16 protein-coding genes are annotated in these 18,747 nt (G+C 57.0%); 9 read left to right on the top strand and 7 right to left on the bottom strand.

Features of this window, described 5'->3' with window-relative positions:
* Positions 1 to 16: 16 nt before the first annotated feature.
* Positions 17 to 1,330 (top strand): NTP/NDP exchange transporter, encoded by a 1,314-nt coding sequence (locus AACY26_RS19055; protein WP_339516350.1) that lies wholly within the window; start codon positions 17 to 19, stop codon positions 1,328 to 1,330.
* Here AACY26_RS19055 and AACY26_RS19060 read toward each other — a convergent pair.
* The 6 genes from AACY26_RS19060 to AACY26_RS19085 form a co-directional block, all read right to left on the bottom strand.
* Positions 1,327 to 2,292: a PDR/VanB family oxidoreductase gene (locus AACY26_RS19060; protein WP_339516352.1), complete on the bottom strand. Its 966-nt coding sequence runs from the start codon at positions 2,290 to 2,292 to the stop codon at positions 1,327 to 1,329. The genes AACY26_RS19055 and AACY26_RS19060 overlap by 4 nt on opposite strands.
* Positions 2,289 to 3,725, bottom strand: a complete 1,437-nt coding sequence (locus tag AACY26_RS19065) for an amidohydrolase family protein (protein ID WP_339516354.1) — start codon at positions 3,723 to 3,725, stop codon at positions 2,289 to 2,291. Before AACY26_RS19065 ends, AACY26_RS19060 begins: the two co-directional genes overlap by 4 nt.
* A 38-nt stretch (positions 3,726 to 3,763) precedes the next feature.
* Positions 3,764 to 4,471, bottom strand: a complete 708-nt coding sequence (locus AACY26_RS19070) for an ABC transporter permease (protein WP_339516640.1) — start codon at positions 4,469 to 4,471, stop codon at positions 3,764 to 3,766.
* 151 nt (positions 4,472 to 4,622) lie between these two features.
* The gene (locus AACY26_RS19075) at positions 4,623 to 5,459 is read right to left on the bottom strand and encodes an ABC transporter ATP-binding protein (protein ID WP_339516356.1); all 837 of its coding nucleotides are present in this window, start codon (positions 5,457 to 5,459) and stop codon (positions 4,623 to 4,625) included.
* Complete coding sequence (locus AACY26_RS19080) at positions 5,456 to 6,490, bottom strand: aromatic ring-hydroxylating dioxygenase subunit alpha (RefSeq protein WP_339516357.1); 1,035 nt, start codon at positions 6,488 to 6,490, stop codon at positions 5,456 to 5,458. The genes AACY26_RS19075 and AACY26_RS19080 overlap by 4 nt, the downstream gene beginning before the upstream one ends.
* Positions 6,491 to 6,554: 64 nt before the next feature.
* Positions 6,555 to 7,586, bottom strand: coding sequence for an ABC transporter substrate-binding protein (locus AACY26_RS19085; protein ID WP_339516358.1), 1,032 nt, complete (start codon positions 7,584 to 7,586; stop codon positions 6,555 to 6,557).
* A gap of 538 nt (positions 7,587 to 8,124) precedes the next feature.
* Between AACY26_RS19085 and AACY26_RS19090 the strand changes: the two genes are divergently transcribed.
* The 5 genes from AACY26_RS19090 (at position 8,125) to AACY26_RS19110 (ending at position 13,243) form a co-directional block, all read left to right on the top strand.
* The gene (locus tag AACY26_RS19090; RefSeq protein ID WP_339516359.1) at positions 8,125 to 8,790 is read left to right on the top strand and encodes a TetR/AcrR family transcriptional regulator; all 666 of its coding nucleotides are present in this window, start codon (positions 8,125 to 8,127) and stop codon (positions 8,788 to 8,790) included.
* Positions 8,790 to 9,374, top strand: a complete 585-nt coding sequence (locus AACY26_RS19095; protein WP_339516361.1) for an IMPACT family protein — start codon at positions 8,790 to 8,792, stop codon at positions 9,372 to 9,374. The genes AACY26_RS19090 and AACY26_RS19095 overlap by 1 nt, the downstream gene beginning before the upstream one ends.
* 239 nt (positions 9,375 to 9,613) lie before the next feature.
* Positions 9,614 to 11,155, top strand: a complete 1,542-nt coding sequence (locus AACY26_RS19100) for an ABC transporter ATP-binding protein (RefSeq protein WP_339516363.1) — start codon at positions 9,614 to 9,616, stop codon at positions 11,153 to 11,155.
* A gap of 10 nt (positions 11,156 to 11,165) precedes the next feature.
* Complete coding sequence (locus tag AACY26_RS19105; protein ID WP_339516365.1) at positions 11,166 to 12,263, top strand: ABC transporter permease; 1,098 nt, start codon at positions 11,166 to 11,168, stop codon at positions 12,261 to 12,263.
* A gap of 53 nt (positions 12,264 to 12,316) precedes the next feature.
* Positions 12,317 to 13,243: an ABC transporter permease gene (locus AACY26_RS19110; RefSeq protein ID WP_339516367.1), complete on the top strand. Its 927-nt coding sequence runs from the start codon at positions 12,317 to 12,319 to the stop codon at positions 13,241 to 13,243.
* Positions 13,244 to 13,307: 64 nt separating this feature from the next.
* On the opposite strand, the gene AACY26_RS19115 is transcribed toward AACY26_RS19110, so the two are convergent.
* The gene (locus AACY26_RS19115; protein ID WP_339516369.1) at positions 13,308 to 13,997 is read right to left on the bottom strand and encodes a Crp/Fnr family transcriptional regulator; all 690 of its coding nucleotides are present in this window, start codon (positions 13,995 to 13,997) and stop codon (positions 13,308 to 13,310) included.
* A gap of 239 nt (positions 13,998 to 14,236) precedes the next feature.
* Between AACY26_RS19115 and AACY26_RS19120 the strand changes: the two genes are divergently transcribed.
* The 3 genes from AACY26_RS19120 (at position 14,237) to AACY26_RS19130 (ending at position 18,529) form a co-directional block, all read left to right on the top strand.
* Positions 14,237 to 16,204 carry an alkyl/aryl-sulfatase gene (locus AACY26_RS19120; protein WP_339516370.1) on the top strand — a complete coding sequence of 656 codons (1,968 nt, stop codon included), beginning with the start codon at positions 14,237 to 14,239 and terminating at the stop codon, positions 16,202 to 16,204.
* A 47-nt stretch (positions 16,205 to 16,251) separates the two neighbouring features.
* Positions 16,252 to 17,004, top strand: coding sequence for an SDR family oxidoreductase (locus tag AACY26_RS19125; RefSeq protein ID WP_339516371.1), 753 nt, complete (start codon positions 16,252 to 16,254; stop codon positions 17,002 to 17,004).
* A gap of 169 nt (positions 17,005 to 17,173) precedes the next feature.
* Positions 17,174 to 18,529: an 8-oxoguanine deaminase gene (locus AACY26_RS19130; RefSeq protein ID WP_339516372.1), complete on the top strand. Its 1,356-nt coding sequence runs from the start codon at positions 17,174 to 17,176 to the stop codon at positions 18,527 to 18,529.
* Positions 18,530 to 18,747 lie beyond the last annotated feature (218 nt).

Raw genomic sequence — 18,747 nt, forward strand, 5'->3', positions numbered from 1 at the left:
AGCCCCAGCCGTTTTTATGATCCCCGCTCAGCGGTTTGCCAGCGCCATCAATGCAAAACCCGAAGAGCTGCTGGCTGCGCTGAGCGGATTCGTCCTGTTTCTGTGCCTGTTCAGTGGCTATTTCATGCTGCGCCCGATTCGCGAGGCGATGGGCATCGTTGGCGGCGTAGAGAATCTGCAATGGCTGTTTAGCGCGACATTTATCCTGATGTTGATCGCCGTGCCGCTGTTTGCCTGGCTCAACTCACATGTGCCGCGCCAACGCTACATCGACTGGGTCTACGGTTTTTTCATCCTCAATTTATTAGGCTTTGCAGCCTTATTCAGCCTGATTGAGCGCGACGTATGGCTGGCCCGCAGCTTTTATGTATGGCTATCGGTCTACAACCTGTTCGTGGTTTCCGTGGCCTGGAGCCTGATGAGCGATGTATTCGACAGCCAGCAAGCCAAACGCCTGTTCGCCTTTATCGCGGCCGGCGCCAGTACTGGCGGCTTGATCGGCCCGGCCTTTGGCGCGTTGCTGATCAGTGTCCTTGGAGAAAGCGGCTTGATGGTTTGCGCAGCAGCACTGTTGGCGCTGGCCTTGCTCAGCAAAGGCTACCTGATGCATTGGCGCGCCATCAACGGCGCGGGAAGACCGGGTGCAAAACACAACGAAAATCCGCAAAAACCTGTGCTAGGCAACCCTTTTAGTGGCTTCACTCAAGTCGTGCGCTCACCCTATTTATTGGGCATCAGCGCATTTGTGATTTTGCTGGCCACCGCCAGCACCTTCCTCTATTTCGAGCAGGCACGGCTGGTCGCAGAAACCTTCACCAGCCGCGACGAGCAGGTTCGTGTATTCGGCCTGATCGACTTTACTGTGCAGGCGTTGTCACTGCTCGCGCAGCTGTTTATCACCGGGCGTATCGCTCAGCGTTTTGGTATTCGCGCCCTGCTCGCAGGCGTGCCGTTTTTAGTCTGCTTGGGGTTTATCGGTTTGGCGCTGGCACCAACCTTCGCCGTACTCGCGGCCTTGATGATTGTACGGCGCGTAGGCGAATACGCCTGCGTGCGCCCCGGCCGTGAAATGCTCTTTGCACCGCTCGATGCGCAGACCAAATACAAAGCCAAGAACTTTATCGACACCGTGGTCTATCGCGCCGGTGATGCCGCCAGCGCCTGGGCAAAGGCGCTGATCGACAGTTTGTCTAATGGCGTGATGGTTGCTGCACTGGCCGGAGCCCTGTGCGCGGCAGTTTGGGGATTGCTGGGCTGGTATCTGGGCGGGCAGCGTGAACAACAAAAGCAACAAGCAGAGGCCGAAGCCAAAGCTCAAGCGAACAGCTAAATATCAAGCACCAACTCATTGCTCGAACAACTGGAAACGCAAGGCATTATCCATTCGCCTGACGCGCGCTCCGCATTCGACAAATACTGGTCGTGATGGTCAATTCCACCGCTGACAACCCGGGTCATGCAGGCGCCACACATGCCCATGCCGCAAGAAGTGGCGATATCCACGCCAACCCGGGCGGCGGCTGCCACCAGCGTTTCACCCGGGTTAACGGCAACCTGCTTGCCGCTTTTTGCCAACAGCAATTGCACTGCCTGCGCCTGATTGGCTGCTGCTCGCTCAGGCGCTTGCAGCTGAGCCTGAAAGTGCTCGCGGTGGAGCGCCTCACTTGGCCAACCAGCGGCGCCTGCCAACTCGAACACGCAATCCATAAACCCTGCTGGGCCACAGCTGTACAGCAAAGTGTCGGGCTGGCGATTAGCTAACAGCGCAGGCAATTGTCGAGCGATTTCGACACTGGATAACCCGCAGAACAAGCTGACATCAGGCTGCGCTTGCAATTCGTCAAGAAAAGCACTTTGAGCACGGCTGCGACTGAAGTAATACAAATGGACCGAGCGTTGCTGCGCCCGGCAGGCGCGGTACATGGCGAGCAACGGCGTCACACCAATCCCCGCTGCGACCAGCACCACTGGCGCATTGCCCGGCGCCAAAGCAAACACATTGCGCGGCACTCCAACCTGCATACGCGCACCCAGACGCAGTTGCTCATGCAGCCATTGCGAACCGCCACGGGATTCAGGTTCGCGCTTGATGGCCAAACGTAAACAGCCTTCCCCAGCCAGGTTGGTCAGGGAATACTGGCGCACCAAACCACTGCCCAACTGCAGGTCGACATGGGCCCCGGCAGTCCAGCTAAAGGGCAAGCCATCGTCATTTACCGGACACAGCTCGAGGCCAAGGATGCCTTCGGCTTCCTCGCGTAAACCACGGACTTTCATCTCGACCCAGCTCATGCGCGCAACCCTGCGCGTTGCTGCAGTCCACGCACTGCCGCAGCCGCTTCACGGCCTAGCGCAGCCATGTCCAGCCCGGCGATATGATCATTCTCCACGACCCGCTTACCGCCGACCAACAGCGCCTGCAACCGGGCGCGACCGCCGCAGGCGACCGGAGCAATGGCTAAATCATGCAGGCCAAAATAACGAGGATCATCCAGGGCATAAATCGCCAGGTCCGCCGCCATGCCAACGGCCAGGCCACCTAAGGCATCCAGCCCGAGCACCTTGGCGCCGCCGGTGGTGCCCCAGCGCACCACGTCTTCAATGCTTGCCGCATCAGCTCCGCCTTCGAACTGGCCACCGGCATAGCGCGGCTCGGCCAACTGGCCTTTACGGGCACGCTGCAGCAGCCAGGCAGCATGGGTTTCACTGAGCATGTCAGCCGCCTCATTCGATGCCGCGCCGTCCACCCCAATCGACACCGCTACTCCGGCAGCCTCCAGCGCAAGGATGTCAGCGATGCCACTGCCGAGTCGTCCATTACTCTGCGGGCAATGGGCGATACCGGTGCCGGTTTGGCCGAGCATACGAATTTCATCAGGCAATAACTTGACCAGATGCGCAAACCAGACGTCAGTGCCTAGCCATTCATACTCAGCGCAGAACTGCACCGGCGTCATGTTGAACTTGCCGCGGGCGGCGTCCAGATAATCCACGGTTTCAGAAAGATGGCTGTGCATGCGGATACCCAACTGGCGGGCAGCACGGGCGGTTTCGCGCAGCTCATCCGGCGTGGTCGAGTGCAGCGTGGTGGTCGGCGCCATGACGATACGCCGGTATGAATCGGCTGCCGGGTCGTGATACTGCTGAGTCAGGCGAGCGACATCGGCCAGGTAATCATCGATTTTTTCCGGGCGCATGGCCTGCGGCAACTCGGCTTCAAGCTGGCGTGTCTGCGTGGCGCCTCCCCTGCACAGGACAAAGCGCAAACCCAGCGCCTCGGCCTCTTCAAACAGAATCGCGGCGCTGTCAAAGGGCATGCCCGGGTAATACAAATAATGGTGATCGGCGACAGTGGCGCAGCCCGAACGCGCCAGCTCGACCAAACCAATGCGCACCGCCAAGCGGAAGCTCTGCTCATCAAAGGCCCCCCGAAAGCGGTAAGGCGTCGAAGCCAGCCATTGGGTCAGGCTCTGGTTAAGCCCTTGTGGCTCACCCTTGAGCAAGGATTGAAACAGGTGATGATGGGTGTTGACCCACGCCGGGTACACCACGCAATCGCGGGCATCAATTTGCGCCTCGCCGACCTGTGGCTGTAACTGACCAATCGCAGCAATACGCCCGTCAATTATCCGGATATCTGGCCCGTCAGCCCGTGCTGCGCTGCCAGACATACCGGTCATGATGGCGCTGGCGTTGCGGATCAGCCAACTGTTGTTCGCATTCATTAAGTCTCTCCTGATCAAGCTGGCATTAACCAGCCAAGTCATCCTTGTTCGCTGTCGTGCCAATGGCCCAGACTCACCCGAGCCAGCGCCGCCATCACACTAAACAGCAGCACCCCGGTCAGGGAAATCAGCACCAGCGCAGCGAACAGGCGTGGAATATTCATCTGAAACCCAGCCTGCAAGATCTGATACGCCAGCCCAGCTCCGGTACCACCAGTGCCCGCGACAAACTCAGCAACCACCGCACCGATCAGCGCCAGCCCGCTGGCAATGCGCAGGCCGCCAAAGAAGAACGGCAGCGCGCTGGGAATACGCAAGCGCAACAGGGTTTGCCAGCGACTCGCACGGTTCAGTTTGAACAGGTTGAGCAGCCCCGGATTAACACTGCGCAGCCCCAATACCGTGTTTGAGATCACCGGAAATATCGCCACCAGCGTCGCACAAACCACCAGCGCCAGCGTGGTGTTGCTGACCCAGATGATGATCAGCGGCGCAATCGCCACCACCGGCGTGACCTGCAATAAAATCGCGTAGGGAAACAGGCTGGCCTCGATCACCCGGCTCTGCACAAACACAAATGCAGCCAGCACACCGAGCACCACGGCCAGCAAGAATGACAACAAAGTGATTTTAAGGGTTACCCACAGCGACCCGAGCAACAAAGGCCCATCAGCCACCAAGGTTCGGCCTATGTCTGCCGGGCTCGGCACCAGATACACCGGAACGTCCAAGGCGACACACAGCATCTGCCAAATGCCGAGCAAGACGGCCCCGACCAGCAATGGGGCGGCGATGCGTTGCACCGCAGGGTTGGCCAGTAATGGCACATGCGCCGTCGTCATTTTCCACCTCCACAGGCTGTCAATTCGCGCTCGACCGGCTGATCAAATTGAATATTCAATGGCCGCCCTCCGCGTTGGCTTCGGCCAATAAGGCCGAGAGTTGCGCACATTGCTGGATAAATTCGGCGGAGGTGCGATAGGCCTCATCACGCTGCTGCGGCCCGTTGATCGCCACATCAGCAATCACCCGGCCGGGCCGGGCGCCCATCACCACCACCCGCGACGATAGATACACCGCCTCGTAAATACTGTGGGTGACAAACACCACAGTCAGGTCGCGCGCAGCCCAGAGTTGACGCAAGTCGCTGTCGAGGCGATTGCGGGTGAACTCATCCAGCGCACCAAAGGGCTCATCCATCAGCAGCAAATTAGGCTCGGTGGCCAGAGCCCGGGCGATGGATGCACGCATCTGCATGCCGCCAGAGAGCTCTCGTGGATAGACATGACCAAACTGCCCCAAACCGACCAATTGCAGCGCATCATCCACTCGCCGCTGGCTTTGCCCACGCGGGACGCCGGCCAGGTCCAACGGCAGGCGCACGTTATCGGCCACTTTTGCCCAGGGCATCAGCGTGGCCTCCTGAAACACCATTGCCAATTTCTGCTCAGCGGCGAAGTGGTTGATCTGGCCCTTGCCCCACCAACGCACATGCCCAGCGGAGGGCTGCTCAAGCCCGGCAAACATTTTCAGCAAGGTACTCTTGCCGCAACCGGAAGGCCCCAGCAGGGATACAAACTCACCGCGACCGATTTCCAGCTTGAGTCGCTGCAAGGCGTGTGTGCCATTGCCGTAGGTTTTCTCCACGCCATTGGCCAACAACACAGGCACATCATGTACAGGGTTGTGCAGGTTGCTCTGCGCCACAGCCGCCGCATCCAACACTGCGTTCATAGCGGTGTACCGGCTGGGCGGAATTGCTCTTCTTCACCGTGCTTTTGCAGCAATTCGAAAAGCATTTTGCGCATGATCAAACCTGGCCGGTCAGACTCCATGTGAAACTCCACGCGGCGACGGGTATCGACGCAGGCATCGTAGTCGGTGGCCTCGAGAATCTCTTGGTCTTCACGGGTGATGGGCGCATCCCAAGCGATCAGTTCTTCAGTGCTGATCGCTGCTTCGCTGTCGTTGCGATACAACCACTGCACCAACTGAATCCGCTTGTCATCAATCGGCGTCGCGCAGTTGTAGATGATGTGGTGAATACCGCTGTCGGGATAGGTGCAACCAAAGCGGCGCACAAAGGGTAGATGCCAACGGTTGAACAAATGCCGCGTGGTGGTTGGCGTATCAGTGCCCGTCACCCGGTGCCCAGCAGGCGGGTTATTGATCGGCACGATTGTCTCAGCCTCAAAGCCCCACTCGGTTTGTTCGAGATTGTATTTCGACGGCTGCGGCTGGTTGATCATGCCGAAGTTGGCTTTGTGTACGAAGGAAAAATGCGAGTTGTCGAAGCTGTTTTCCATAAACCGCAGCGGGCTGGTTTGCCACTCTTCGTAAAACTGGAAGATACGCCGATAAGCAGGGGCGCCATCCTCTTCAAACACAGGAATAGCTTGCAGCGGCTCGCCCAGGCAAACCCAGACGTAGCCATATTTCTCCGTGCAATGATAAGCATCAGTACGCGCGCCAGCTGGAATTGGCGCGCCTTCGGCCTGTTGCGGAATGCACACGCAGGCACCGCTCTGGTCGTAGCGCCAGCCGTGATACCCGCAGACGATAACGCCATCTTCAACCCAGCCTTTGGACAACTGCGCAGTGCGGTGGCAGCAGCGATCAGCCAGCGCAACCGGGCCTTGTTTGCCCATGAATATAACCAAGCGTTCACCTAACAAAGTGAACGGCTGCGGGCCCTCGGCCAGTTGGCTGACAGGCATCAGCGCATACCAGAAACGACGCAATACAGGTTGTTGAGTCACTAACATGGAGCATTCCTCTAATTCGGTTCTACAGGCTGCCAATACGTTGCTGGCAGCGCGGTAATAGGGATCAGCGTGCGGCGGTATCGTTGGCCTGCGGCAGTACGCTCAGGTCACGAACAAACTCAGTGCTGTAGGCCTTTTTCCAGTCGGTGCCAGCTTTGAGCAGCTCGCTTTTGACCATGAAATCGCGGGTCGCCTGCCAACGTGCATCGGTCATCACGCCGATGCCCAAGGTGGCTGCATCGCCGCCCTCAACCAGCTTCAGCTCCTTGAGTTTGCTGACGCCCCAGGCGAGCAGTTCATCGTCCATGCTCGGGTTGTCTTTTTTGATCAGCGCATTGCCCGGTGCGGGGTCGGCCAGGTAGCTTTTCCAGCCTTGCATGGTGGCCGCGACAAAGCGTTTGAGCACTTCAGGGCGTTGGGCAATCACATCTTCACGGGTGACCAAGGTCGAGCCATAAGGTGGATAACCGGCATCAGCGAACAGGAAGAACTTTGGATTTTTTCCCGCCTTGGTGGCTTGAAACAACTCGGAACTGGCGTATGCCTGCTGCACCGCATTGGGGTTGTTGAAAAACGGTTGCAGGTTGAAGGTATAAGGCCGTGCCTGGGCATCGCTTAACCCATATTGGCCTTTCAACCACGGCCACCAGGTGGTTTGCCCAGAGGTTGAAACCAGCACGGTTTTGCCTTCAAGCCCATCAAGCCCCGTAACATCGTCATGGGTCAGCATGCCCTGCGGGTCGCCCTGAAATGGCGCTGCGATAGCCACAACCGGCATGCCTTGCTCGACACTCTTGAGCACTTGCAGGTCGTAATTGACGATGACATCAGCCTGTTTATTGAGCAAAAGCTGCATACCATTGACCTGTGGCCCGCCCATTTTAATGGTCACATCGAGACCGTTCTGGGCATAAATGTCCTTGGCGACAGCCTGATAAAAGCCGCCATGCTCAGCCTGGGCATACCAGGATGTCAGCAAGACGATTTTGTCATTGGCCTGTGCCACAGGAGCGGCAATGCTGGCGCCTAGCAGCGCGACCGGCAGCAAGCAACGGAGTAACGAAGCGGTAGAACCCAAAGCACTGCGTGATTTCATGGCAAAACTCTCCCAAGGGGAAGACACATAGAAAGCCGCGCCAAACTCGGTATGAGTCTGACTGCGAGGGAAACCGGTAGGGGCTGATTGAGGCAGCACGCGCAAAGACGCCATGTGGCTGAAACTGCACAAAGACAGGGAACGAAAAACTGGCAAGTAGCGCATAGCTGACACCTCTCTCGTTCTCGGCTCAAAGCCAGAATCAAGCACCCAAATACCGGGTGTGTAACCGGGGTGGTTACAAGAGCAATGTCCCGCGTCGTTGCCGACACTGACCGCTTCTACTCACGCAAGGTCTTGCAGAGGCTGTGCCAATATCAACAAAGTGGCGTTGCAGAGCCTTCGGATAAATTGGACTAGAAGATTCTGGCAGCCAGAAGCCTCAAGATTGCGCACCGTCGAAAAATACGCACCAGAGCCGTGCAAATTTGTGGTGATAATGACACCGTTGTATTTTTTTACCTGCCGAGCTTGTCACCTAGGCGCCACTCGGGTATCTGTTCACTCGCCCAGCTAACAGAATGAATCGGAACTGCTCATGACTCTCGAAGTGCCAGCCCATAGCGCCAACAACAGCGGTAAACCTGCAGGGCGCATCCGCCAGAAAAATGAAGAAGCCATTCTACGTGCGGCGGAAGAAGAGTTTGCCCGCCATGGTTTCAAAGGCACCAGCATGAACACCATTGCGCAAAATGTGGGGCTGCCCAAAGCCAATCTGCACTATTACTTCACCAATAAACTTGGGCTTTACCTTGCGGTTCTGAGCAATATTATCGAGCTTTGGGACAGCACCTTTAACAACCTGACAGTTGAAGATGACCCTGCAGAATCCTTGAGCCGCTACATTCGGGCGAAGATGGAATTCTCACGGCGCCAGCCAAAAGCCTCGCGCATCTTTGCAATTGAAGTGATCAGCGGTGGCGAGTGCCTCAATGAATACTTCAATGAAGACTACCTCACCTGGTTCCGTGGCCGTGCGGCAGTATTCGATGCCTGGATTGCAGCCGGCAAGATCGATCAGGTGGACTCCACCCATTTGATTTTCCTGCTGTGGAGCAGCACCCAGCACTACGCAGACTTTGCCGCGCAGATTTGCCGGGTAAGCGGTCGCTCGCGCCTGACCAAGCAAGACTTCGAAGAGGCAACCAATAACCTGATCCACATCATCCTCAAAGGTTGCGGGCTAACGCCGCCAACGGTCTGATGCCTTATACCCTCGCCAGCCCCTGTCAGTTTCACGAAGAGATACGCAAAAGCCGCTTTATCACCCTGGCCGGGCATGCGGACAGCCCGGCAGCCGCCCAGGCATTTATTGACCAGTTCAGTGACAGCAACGCCACCCATAACTGCTGGGCGTGGAAGGTTGGCCAGCAATACCGTTTCAATGACGATGGCGAGCCAACAGGCACTGCCGGACGACCGATTCTGGCAGCGATCGAAGGCCAGGGGTTCGATCAGGTCGTGGTTTTGGTTATTCGCTGGTACGGTGGCATCCAACTGGGTACCGGCGGTTTATCTCGCGCTTATGGCGGCGGCGCCAACAAATGTTTGCAAGCGGGCGAGCGCCAGCAATTGATCGAACGCATCCGTTGCAGCTGCCATTGTCAGTTCGCTGAGTTGCCGCGCCTCAAGCCACGGCTTGCCGAGTTTGATGTGTTGATTGAGCACGAGGCATTCACAGCACAAGGCGTTGACTTGGACCTGGCGATCAATGCCGAGCACTTCGACGACTTCGCCCAGCTCATCGCCGACCTCACCCGTGGCCGTGAAGTACTGGTTGCCCCTTGAAGCGCATCAGCGCGCTGATATCCGATCAGGCGCGAGTCATGCAGTAACACTGCACGCACTGAAATTGCTCCCAGCAATCACAACCCCGCCCCAAACTGGCGCAATAAAGCAGCCTGCATTACAGCGCCTGGTCGACGACATCGTTGAGACAGGCTTTTCTGACCTGTCGGCCAAGTTTTTACAGTGACTGGCTAAGTTTTTGCTTTAGTAGCGGCAGTCGTTTTTTTGAGTCACTGCCCATGTCTAGCTCAACCCCACTTGCGCGCCTGCAATTGCGCGGCATCACCAAACGTTATCCTGGCTGCGTGGCCAATGATCAGATTGATCTAAACATCCAAGCCGGTGAAATCCATGCATTGCTTGGCGAAAACGGCGCCGGCAAAAGCACCCTGATGAAAATCATCTACGGCGTTACCCAGCCCGATGAAGGCGAAATACACTGGCACGGCGAAGCGCTGTCCATGCGCGACCCGTCCATGGCGCGCAACCTTGGAATCGGCATGGTGTTTCAGCACTTCTCGCTGTTCGAAACACTTACAGTTGCCGAGAACATCGCCTTGGCAATGGGCCGCCAGGCCGGGACTGCGCAGCAGTTGGAGCCGAAGATACGCGAAGTTTCAAAGCGCTATGGCATGCCGCTTGAGCCGGAGCGATTGGTGCACAGTTTGTCGATTGGTGAGCGCCAACGTGTCGAAATCGTGCGTTGCCTGATGCAAGACATCAAGCTGCTGATTCTCGATGAGCCAACCTCGGTGCTGACCCCACAAGAGGCCGACGAGTTATTCACCACCTTGCGCAGGCTGGCAACTGAAGGCTGCAGCATCCTGTTTATCAGCCACAAGCTCGGCGAGGTTCGCGCGCTCTGCCAAAGTGCGACTGTCTTGCGCGGCGGCAAAGTCTCAGGCCACTGCATTCCGGCAGACTGCACAGATTTGGAGTTGGCCAGGTTAATGGTTGGCGACGCGCAAGGGCTTGAAACACGCCATCCGAAAGTCAGCGGCGGCAACCCGTTTCTGAAGGTCGACCAACTGTCCTGGCACAACCCCGACCCATTTGGCACTTCGCTCAAAGATATACAGCTCAATGTGCGCAGTGGCGAAATCGTTGGTATCGCAGGTGTTGCGGGCAATGGCCAGGATGAGATTCTGGCGCTGCTCAGCGGTGAACAAGCGCTGCCAAAGCGCGACGCCATGCGTATCAACTTTGCCGGTCAACCGGTGGCGCACTTGAAACCGGATGCACGTCGTCAACTGGGCCTGGCGTTTGTGCCAGCCGAGCGCCTCGGGCATGGCGCAGTACCGGATATGAGCCTGAGCGACAACGCCTTGCTCACTGCCTTCCAGCAAGGCTTGGTCAGTAAGGGCTTGATTAAACGAAGCAAAGTGGTGGCGTTCGCTGAAGAGATCATCCGCCGTTTCGCTGTTAAAACACCGAATGCTGACACTGCTGCGCAGAGCTTGTCAGGCGGCAATCTGCAGAAATTCATTCTCGGGCGCGAGATCATGCAAAACCCCAAACTGCTGATCGCCGCGCACCCGACCTGGGGAGTTGATGTGGGCGCAGCAACGGCGATTCATCGTGCACTGATTGCCCTGCGTGATGCTGGCGCGGCGATTCTGGTGATATCCGAAGACCTTGATGAACTGTTCCAGATTTGCGACCGCATTGGCGCGCTCAGCAGCGGCAAACTGTCGGCGCTGGCCAACACCCTTGAGACCAACCCGGTCGAGGTCGGTCGCTGGATGGCTGGCCAATTCAACACTGATGCAGTTCTGAGCTGACGGAGTTTTTATGTTGTTATCCCTTGAACCTCGCGGCCAGCAATCACGCGCCATGCTCTGGTTTTCTCCCTTGCTGGCGGCTGCATTGACCTTGTTCTGTGGCTCCTTACTGTTTTTAGTGCTCGGCCACGACCCGCTGCTGACCTTGCACACCTTATTGATTGCGCCACTGAGCGACTGGTATGGCGTGTCTGAGTTACTGGTCAAGGCCTTGCCAATTCTGCTCTGTGCGCTGGGGCTGGCCGTGGCTTACCACGCCCGGATCTGGAACATCGGCGCCGAAGGCCAGTTGTTGCTCGGTGCCCTGGCCGGTAGCGCCGTGGCGGTACATATCATCGACTGGGAAAGCCGCTGGGCGCTGGTGCTGGTCATCAGTGCCGGCGTAGCCGCAGGTGCGGCCTGGGCAGGACTCACGGCATGGCTGCGTACGCAGTTCAATGCCAATGAAATCCTCACCAGCATCATGCTCAACTACATCGCCCTCAACCTGTTGCTCTATTGCGTCCACGGCCCGCTAAAAGACCCCGAAGGCTACAACTTCCCAGAGTCAGCAATGTTTGGTGATTTCAGCCGGCTGTCACTGCTCAGTGAGGACGGGCGAATCCATGCAGGACTGTATTTTGCTCTGCTGGCATTGGTCGCAGTGTGGGTGTTGCTGCAAAAAAGCTTCCTTGGCTTTCAGATCAAGGTGCTCGGCCTTGATCGCCGCGCGGCAGGTTTTGTCGGTTTCAGGGAGAAACGCCTGGTCTGGTTCGCCCTGCTCGTCAGCGGCGCTTTGGCGGGCCTGGCCGGGGTTGGCGAAGTCGCCGGGCCAATCGGTCAACTGGTGCCGCAGGTGTCGCCCGGGTACGGCTATGCAGCAATCACAGTGGCATTTCTCGGGCGCCTGAATCCACTGGGCATCCTCTTCGCCAGCCTGCTTATGGCGCTGTTGTATCTGGGTGGCGAAACCGCGCAGATGGCGATGAACCTGCCACAGGCCATTACCCAATTGTTCCAGGGCATGATGCTGTTCTTCCTGCTCGCCTGCGATGTGCTGATTCTGTATCGCCCACGGTTTAAGTGGAAATGGACAAAACGCACAGCCACCCAAAACGCCTTGGCCTGAGAACAGCTGCATCTGGCCAGGCCAGATGCGTTAGAAGAATGTGAGGAAGCTGTATGGATATTGATCTACTGAGCAACATTTTATTCGCCATGGTACGCACTGGCACGCCGCTGTTGCTGGTCGCATTGGGTGAAATGGTCTGCGAGAAAAGCGGCGTGCTCAACCTGGGTCAGGAAGGCATGATGCTGTTTGGCGCGGTGATGGGTTTTATCATCGCGTTCAGCACCGGCAACCTTTGGCTTGGGGTCGTGCTGGCGATGGCGGCGGGCATGCTCTTATCGATGCTGTTCGCGGCCGTGGCCTTGGGTTTTAACGCCAATCAAGTGGCGACCGGCTTGGCCCTGACCATCTTCGGCGTTGGATTATCGACCTTTGTCGGCGCCGCCTGGGTGGGTAAACCGCTCACCGGCTTTGAACCGGTGATTATTCCCTTTCTAAGTGATATCCCGCTGATCGGCCGCATGCTGTTCGCTCAGGATCTACTTATCTACCTGTCATTTGTCTTGTTTGCATTGGTTGCCTGGGTGATGCTGAAAACCCGCGTCGGCCTTATCATTCAAGCCGTTGGCGAGAACCCGGATGCCGCCAGCGCCATGGGCTTACCTGTACTGCGCGTGCGCACCCTGGCCGTGCTGTTCGGCGGTGCAATGGCCGGGCTGGCCGGGGCTTATTTGTCGCTCGCCTACACGCCTATGTGGGCAGAAAATATGACCGCAGGGCGCGGCTGGATCGCTCTGGCGCTGGTGGTGTTTGCCAGCTGGCGAGTATTTCGTGTGCTGCTTGGGGCTTATCTGTTTGGCCTGGCAAGCATCATTCATTTGGTCGCCCAAGGTGTTGGCCTGTCGATTCCATCGAACCTGCTGGCGATGTTGCCTTACCTTGCAACTATTGTGGTCTTGGTCTTGCTCTCGCGTGATCCAATCAAGACGCGCTTGTTCGCGCCAGTATCATTGGGCAAACCCTGGCAGCCCGGTCATTGATAATGGCCACTCGGGCAGACCGCCTTGGTCTGCCCTGATAATAATCGCCACCACGAGATAGCCTTCAAGCCTTCGACTTAACCCCTTGGATGACTTGCTCAAGTGCGTCTAGACACAAGATATCAACGGTTCCATAACCACAACGCACAACCCCCATTTGCTCCAGGCGCTTCAATGCATCATGGGCACCCTTGCGTGATAGCCCGGCCATCGCACCGATATCAGCCTGTGAGGTTTTCGCAAGCGAGGTTTTCTCGCTAATGATCGCCAGCCGCTTTAAGGTTTTTGCGATTCGCGCGGTGGCATCAAAGGTGGTCAGCGCATCAAGGGTCATCAGGGTTACATCAAAGGTAAGCGCGGTGAGCAGGTTGCACCACTGCCAGTAACCGGGATCATCCTTAAGGATTTTGTCCAGATTGGTCTTGCTTAACCGCATGCAATAACTGTCGGTGTAGGCAATTGTGTCGACCCGACGCACGCCGCCGCAGAAAAAAGCCAATTCCCCCGTCCATGAGCCCGGCGCAAACAAATGCACCAGGCTCGATGCATCGACTCGCGGCGGCAGCTGACAAGCAAGACAGCCCTGAGCAAGGCCGACGATAGCATTGCCCGGTTGTGCGCAGCGCAAAATAACCTCGCCCGCCCTGTAGTGATGAAAGGTCGCACGACTTAACACTGCATCCTGAAAAGCCACTGGCGTGTGCGACAGCCAACCGTTCTCTTGCAGTGTTTGCGCTGCCTCAAGAAACTCCATTTCTTCGCCTTTTTTACAAATTGTCACTTTGGATACAGTTGCACCAAATGTCTTGGACTACTGTAGTTAGAGACTTACTCAAGAGTGATTTCCCACGCGCAATTATGCAGGGCAAACGCATTCAAGTCTTAGAGTGCGCATAGGTAAAAGCAGCCTAGGTGCAAGTTCTAAATATGCTGTCTCCAACAGATATGACCCTCAGTGGTCATTGAAATTATGGATATCAAGGAGTCGTACACATGCTTGCATTTGTTTCAAGACGTTTAACTATTGCCGTGATTTCCGGCGCCGTCATTGCCACCAGCGCTTTCGCCGCGCCCAATGAAGCAACCGATGCGACCAAAAAAGCCAACGACGCCATTGCAAACTATTTGCCCTTCACCAACAAACAAGATTTCGAAGACGCAAAGCGCGGCTTCATCGCCGATCTGCCAAGCTCGGTCATTAAAAACAAAGACGGCAATACGGTTATCGACCTTGGCCAATATGACTTCCTCAAAAAAGCAGGCGACACACCTTCAACTGTAAACCCAAGCCTGTGGCGTCAGTCCCAGCTTCTGGCGATTCGCGGCTTGTTTAAAGTGGTCGATGGCATCTACCAGGTGCGCAATATCGACCTGGCGAACATGACCTTCATTCGCGGCAAGACCGGCTGGATTGTGATCGATCCACTGACCTCCGACGAAACCGCCAAGGCCGCTCTGGACCTGATCAACGAGAAAGTTGAGAAGCTGCCTGTTTCTGCGGTGATCATCACCCACTCGCACGTTGACCACTTCGCGGGCTTGCGCTCGGTCGTTGACGAAGCTGACGTGAAATCCGGCAAGGTCCCACTGATAGTGCCAGAAGGCTTTATGGAAGAAGCCGTGAGCGAGAACGTGTTTGCCGGTACAGCCATGAGCCGCCGCGCGTCGTACATGTACGGCAACCTGCTGCCGAAAAACCCACAAGGCAACGTCGGTGGTGGCTTGGGCATTACCACCGCCGCGGGTGACATCACCCTGATTGAACCGAATAAGCTGATCAGCAAGACTGGCGAGAAGTTGACCGTCGACGGTATCGACGTTGAGTTCCAGATGGCGCCAGGCACTGAAGCGCCTGCCGAGATGCTGTTCTACTTCCCGCAGTTTAAAGCGCTGGATTTGGCCGAGGACGCCAACCACACCCTACACAACATCCTCACACTGCGCGGCGCCAAGGTACGTAGCGCACAAAAGTGGTCCAGCGTCTTGAATGAAACTATCAACATGTGGGGCGACAAAGCCGAGGTCTCCTTTGGGAGTCACCATTGGCCACAATGGGGCAAGGACAGGGTTGTCGAACACCTGGAAAAACAACGCGACCTGTATAAATACATCAACGATCAAACCCTGCGCATGGCCAACCAAGGCATGACCATGCACGAAATTGCGGAGGAGTTCGTCCTGCCAGACAGCCTGGCCAAAGAATTCTACAACCGCGGTTACTACGGCGACCTCAAGCACAACGTACGCGCAACTTATCAGCTATACCTTGGTTTCTGGGACGGCAATCCAGCCAACTTCGACCCGCTGCCGCCGGTAGAGGAAGCCAAGAAATATGTTCAGATGGTCGGCGCTGACAAGATGCTGGCAACCGCTAAGGATGCATATGCCAAAGGCGATTACCGCTGGTCGGCAACCGTATCGAACAAGTTGGTGTTTGCTGACCCGAAAAACCAGGCAGCCCGTGATCTTGAGGCCGATGCACTGGAGCAAATGGGTTATCAGGCTGAATCTGGCCCGGCACGTAACTTCTACCTCAGCGGCGCCCAGGAACTGCGTAACGGCGTAAAGGAGATGACGACACCGAACACCAGCTCGCCTGACATCATTCGTGGCATGACCACTGAAATGTTCCTCGACTTCCTGGCCATTCACCTCAATGGTCCCAAGGTCGGCGATAAGAGCTATGCCTATAACCTTGAATTTCCCGACACCAAAGAGAAGTTTCTGTTGACGGTGAAAAATGGGGTGCTCAACTACAACAAAGACAAAGTCGGCGAAAAAGTTGACGGTTCTGTCACCCTCAATCGCAGTGTGCTCGATAACATTGCCTTGGGTAAGTTGAAAATGGGTAACTTGACTGAAAGCGGCGACGTGAAAATCGACGGCGATGCGGCCAAGTTCAAAGATATGCTGAGCAACCTCGACACCTTCGGTTTCTGGTTCAAGATTTCTGAACCTTAACCCAATCAGCAACAACAAAACGCCCCGAAGATTCGGGGCGTTTTTTATTGCCTGATGGTTGCTCAAGCCAGATCATGCACAATATCCAGACCTCGTTGACTCAGGAGCATTTCATGACCGGGCAAAATACCGCATTAATCATCGGCGCCTCACGCGGCCTGGGCCTTGGCCTGGTGAAGCAATTCAACCAGTCAGGCTGGCAAGTCACGGCAACAGTGCGCGCCCCACAACGGGCGGATGAACTAAAAGCGCTGCACGGGATACAGATTGAAACCCTGGATATCGACGATAGCGAATCATTGGATGCACTGGCCGAACAGCTTCGCGGCCAGGTGTTCGACCTGATCTTCGTCAACGCAGGCGTGCTGGGCCCCGAGCATCAGTCGGCCGCCGCTGCGACGCAGGCAGAATTGGGCCAGCTGTTTATGACCAATGTCAGCGCGCCGATTCGCTTGGCCGAAAAACTGGTCGATCAGCTTCGCCCAACCACTGGTGTGCTGGCGTTTATGAGCTCGGTGCTGGGCAGCGTCACCAACCCCGAAGGCAACAACCTGGCGCTGTACAAGGCCAGCAAGGCGGCGCTCAACTCCTTGACCAACAGCTTTGTATGTTCGCTGCCTGAGCCGCGCCCGACCGTACTTTCACTGCATCCGGGCTGGGTCAGAACAGAGATGGGCGGACCGAATGCCGAGATCGAGGTTGAAACCAGCTGCGCAGGATTAGCCGCTCAAGTACAGCGCTTTGCTGGCAAAGGCGGTCATCATTTCGTTGACTACCAAGGCCAGGCAATTCCCTGGTAATACACCGGCCCGGTTACCAAGACCGGTGAGCCTCAGCGCGGTGTTGTTGATCAAGAGCGCGTTGACGGTTATCGTAAGCACCTGTCGCAACCCCTTGCGGCGCACCTGGATCAGCAGACAGGGTTAACACTGAGCTGGCTACCTGAAATCAACTCAGAGGGCCTGCAAGGTGCCTAATTCTCATATCTGGATCAAAACCCCGCTCGCCACGTTCACTGCCAACGGCCTTGATGCCTCGGGCGGTATTGTTGTCGAACATGGCGTCATCAGCGAAATTCTCGGCGCAGGCCAGCAGCCTGCCAAACCTGGTTATGCGGTCTTCGACGCGCGTGAGCACGTGGTGCTGCCGGGGCTGATCAACACCCATCACCACTTCTACCAGACACTTACCCGCGCATGGGGCCCAGTGGTCAACCAGCCGCTGTTCCCCTGGCTGAAGACCCTGTATCCGGTATGGGCTCGACTGACCCCGGAAAAACTCGCACTGGCCAGTAAAGTCGCGCTGGCCGAACTGTTGTTGTCCGGTTGTAGCACTGCCGCCGACCATCATTACCTGTTTCCGGGCGGGCTGGAAAACGCGATTGACGTGCAAGTCGAGGCTGTTCGCGAGTTGGGCATGCGCGCCATGCTCACCCGGGGTTCCATGAGCCTGGGCGAAGCCGATGGCGGCCTGCCGCCGCAGCAAACCGTGCAGCAAGGCCAGGTCATCCTGGAAGACAGCCTGCGACTGATCAACAAATATCACGAGCGTGGCGATGGCGCGCAAATCCAGATCGCCCTGGCGCCCTGCTCGCCCTTCTCGGTGACCCAGGAAATCATGCGTGAAAGCGCTGACATGGCTGAAAAGATGGATGTACGCCTGCACACCCATTTGGCCGAAACCCTGGATGAAGAAGACTTCTGCCTGCAGCGCTTTGGCCTGCGCACCGTTGACTACCTCGACAGTGTTGGCTGGCTCAGCTCGCGCACCTGGCTGGCCCATGGTATCCATTTCAACCCGGATGAGATCGAACGCCTGGGCCAGGCCGGCACCGGTATTTGCCACTGCCCAAGCTCCAATATGCGCCTCGCTTCGGGGATCTGCCCGACGATCGACCTGGAAGCGGCAGGCGCGCCAATCGGCCTGGGCGTTGATGGCTCGGCGTCTAATGATGCCTCGAACATGATCCTCGAAGCCCGTCAGGCGCTGTACATCCAGCGCCTGCGCTACGGCGCAGAAAAGATCACCCCCGAACTAGCGCTCGGCTGGGCCAGCAAAGGCTCGGCGCGCTTGCTTGGGCGCACTGACATTGGCGAACTGGCCGTGGGCAAACAGGCGGATCTGGCGTTCTTCAAGCTCGATGAACTGCGCTTCTCCGGCAGCCATGACCCGATCTCAGCGTTACTGCTGTGCGGCGCGGACCGTGCTGACCGGATGATGATTGGCGGCCAGTGGCGGGTGATTGACGGTCAAATCGAGGGCCTTGATGTGGCTCAATTGATTGCCGATCACCGCCAAGCGGCCAAAGAGCTGATTGCAGGCTAACCAAGCACTTGCACCACTTGGCAGCACGCAGGTGGTTTTCGTCAGCCTAGTTGCACCAACACAGAACCCCGGTAAAACGGGGTTTTGTGTGTTCAGGACAAAGGAATCGCCTGAGCACGGGTAATTGTCTAGTTGGTCAGTTTTTTGCAACCGACTTAGCGCCAACAAGAATTCAGCGCTTAGCCGCAATTAATTTCACCTACGGAGCAATACCCGCT

It is taken from the genome of Pseudomonas sp. RL_15y_Pfl2_60, from assembly GCF_963970595.1.
Classification (GTDB): Bacteria; Pseudomonadota; Gammaproteobacteria; order Pseudomonadales; family Pseudomonadaceae; genus Aquipseudomonas.